We start from the raw sequence: 2,808 nt of genomic DNA, 5'->3' as shown, positions 1-2,808 counted from the left end.
TAGCGGACGGGTGGCTTGCCGCCCGTGGCGGTGAGCTGGATGGTGCAGTTCTGGTTGAACTTGCAGCTCTGGGGGCCGGGGTTGGCCAGCTTCAGGTCACCGGGGGTGGGAGTCGGTGTGGGTGTCGGCGAAGGCGTTGGTGTCGGCGTGGGTGTGGCAGTCGGCGTGGGAGTAGGAGTCGGTGTGCCGCCGCAGCCCGGGGTGGCCTCCGGGGGTAGCGGTACGCGCCAGATCTGGGTGTCGTTCTCCGAGCCGACGAGCAGGCTGGTGCAGTCGGCGTAGGTCACCGTCTCGCCCTGCGACTGGGCGGGCAGGGCCACGTCCGCGAGCTTGGAGCCCGAGGTGTCGTACACCGAGGCCGTGTTGGCCCCCAGGGGACCGCCGCTGCGCAGGGTGTACGAGGCCCCCGACGGGGAGAACGCGCCGTCGGTGGCGAAGACCGGGCCCGGTCGGACGGCCGTCAGGGTGTTCGGTTGCCCGGGCACCGGTGAGAGCGGGGCCTGGTACAACTGGCCTGCCGCTCCTATGAGTTTGCTCGCGATGAGGATCCGGCCCGTGACGGGATCGGCGAGCAGGGATTCGGCGTCGTGCTTCCCGTCGGCGTAGGTGAAGCGGTACGTCACGGGTGTCACCGAGGCGTTGGCGAGCTGGTCGGGCTCGGTGAAGGAGTGCACGGTGATCTCGGCGCGGCTCCCGAAGTTGTCTCCGATGTCGCCGACCAGGATCGTGGGGCGACCCGAGGGGTCCTTGCCGATGGCCAGCCCCTCCCAGTCGGTGTTGCCGACCCCGGAGACCGTGTACGTGGCCTTGAGCAGGCCGGTGGCGCCGCTGCAGTCGATGGCGAAGACCTGGTTGGTGTTCCCGCTGTCGTTGACGGCGTAGAACACGCCGGGATGTTTGCGGCTCATGGCGAGCCCGCTGATCTCGGCCAGGCCTCCGGGGAGGGTGCACTGGCGCTCGGGAGCGGCGGCGGCGCCGGCCACGGGTGCGGACGCGGGCATCAGAGCGGCGGCGTCGGCGGGTCCGGCGGCGGGCCCGGTCAGCCAGGCCGCGGCCGGCAGGGCCATGGCGAGGGTCGCGGTGGCGAGGGCGGCGGCCCGTGGGGGTGTGAGGAGTAGTCGGGGCATGGCCACCATGTGAGGGGGAGTCGGGTGCCGCCGCCAGGGGCAATCGCCGCCCGTTTGAGCATCGTTCAATGCCGAGCGGGCATGTCCGGCCGTCAGGAGGGGCCCTCCGCCCGGCCCGCCTCGGACCGGCGGTGCCCACGGCCCGCGCGGTCACCGCGAGGGCTCGCGTACGGGTGCCTTGTGCCGGGCGTGCGCGATGAAGGCGCGGGCGGCCCGGCTCAGCGGCCGGCGGGCGTGCGCGATGCCCACCGGGCGCAGCAGGGGTGGGGTGAAGGAACGTATCTCCGCCCTGCTGCCGAAGGCCCGGGCGACCACGTCGCGGTACCAGATGAGGGAGCCGCGGCCGTCGGTCACACCCGTCACCCAGCCGAGGCGTTCGTCCACCTCCAGACAGGGCACCGGGCGCACGCCCAGACAGCTGAACATGGCCTCCATCTCGGTGCGCCGGCCGGTCCCGGGGGTGGGCAGCACCATCGGCAGTCCGTCGAGTGCGCGGAACGGCAGCGGGTCGGGCAGCGCCGACCCGGCGGGCGAGATGAGGACGACCTCGCGCTCCTGGATGTAATGGGTGGAGAGATCCTGGTCGAGGGGGAGGTCGACGAGAGCCAACTCGGCTCGGCCCTGGGTGAGTTCCTGGACCACGGCCTCGCGGCTGTCGTACTGGTGGAGTCTGACGTCGAGGCCGGGGTGTCGCTCCGTGAAGGTGTGTACCAGCTCGGAGGCCAGGTCGAGCGCCAGGGTGGGGGTGGTGACCAGGGACAGGGCGGCCCTGGCGCCCAGTCCGTGGGGGGTGCCGATGTCGTCGATGGCTTCCACCGCGTCGAGCACGGTGCGGGCCAGCCGGACGACCCGGGCCCCTTCCGGTGTGAGGTCGACCCCCCTTCCCCGGCGGGCGAGGAGGTCGACCCCGAGGTCGCGTTCCATGGCCTGGACGGCGCGGGACAGGGCGGACTGGGCGACGAAGACGGAGGCCGCCGCGCCGGTGATGGAACGGCAGTCGGCGACGGCGACGAGGTAGCGGAGCTGGGCGAGGGTGGGGGTCATGACCGGACGGTAACCGGGCAAGGGTGTACCTGTAAGACCGCGTCGGGTGAACAACCGTCAGACTCCGCAAAGGTGCCGCAAAGGTGCTCATGCCGGGCCGGTGACATCTCATACCCATGCGGCATGAGCCCGAGCTGCTGAGCTGCGCCGACAGGTGGGCAGGGCGCGGGTGGTTCCGGCGCAACACCGCAGGTCATGGCCTCGACGGGAGCGCGGCGAGGGCATGCCCGGGGAGCCGTTCGGGTGGCCTGAATCCGACCGGGGGGCGAAGTGAACGGCTCCGGATGACCGTTGACAGTGCAGGGCCGCCACCGCACGATGCATCCCGGCAACAGGGAATTTGACCACCGCTCAACCCTGTCCCCGCCGGATCGCCCGGCCGTTTCGCGCGACCGCCCCCCTCGGCTCCTCAGGGGAGGGCGTCTCGTCCGCCGCCTTTCGCCCACGCCTTCCCCTGCCTTCCCGCGCCTTCCGCCCGGTTCTCCCCCCGTCTTCCGCCCCGCACTGCGCCATGTCACACAGCACTGGAAGAGGAGCGTCCGTGTCCCCCCAGCCCGAGCCGTCCCCCCAGCCCTCGCCTGGCCCTCCGTCCCAGCAGCCTCCGCCGGCTCCACGTCCTGCGCGGCCTTCCCGGACC

General features: G+C 72.2%; 2 protein-coding genes. Both read right to left on the bottom strand.

Going from position 1 to position 2,808, the window contains the following annotated elements; all coding sequences use genetic code 11:
• The coding region (locus ABZY57_RS32550; protein WP_356518124.1) for a hypothetical protein at window positions 1-1,127 on the bottom strand (1,127 nt) is incomplete at its 3' end.
• 150 nt (window positions 1,128-1,277) lie between these two features.
• Window positions 1,278-2,171 carry a LysR family transcriptional regulator gene (locus ABZY57_RS32545; protein WP_356518122.1) on the bottom strand — a complete coding sequence of 298 codons (894 nt, stop codon included), beginning with the start codon at window positions 2,169-2,171 and terminating at the stop codon, window positions 1,278-1,280.
• Window positions 2,172-2,808 lie beyond the last annotated feature (637 nt).

Origin of the sequence: Streptomyces sp. NPDC006450, assembly GCF_040612195.1 — a bacterium.
Taxonomy (GTDB): Bacteria; Actinomycetota; Actinomycetes; order Streptomycetales; family Streptomycetaceae; genus Streptomyces.
The sequence above is the reverse complement of the archived record's forward strand: the minus strand, read 5'-3'. Positions and strand labels throughout refer to the sequence as shown.

What these genes read in the sequence shown, in the direction of transcription:
- ABZY57_RS32545 (WP_356518122.1), bottom strand. Translation starts at nt 2,171, where the DNA reads ATGACCCCCACCCTCGCCCAGCTCCGCTACCTCGTCGCCGTCGCCGAC.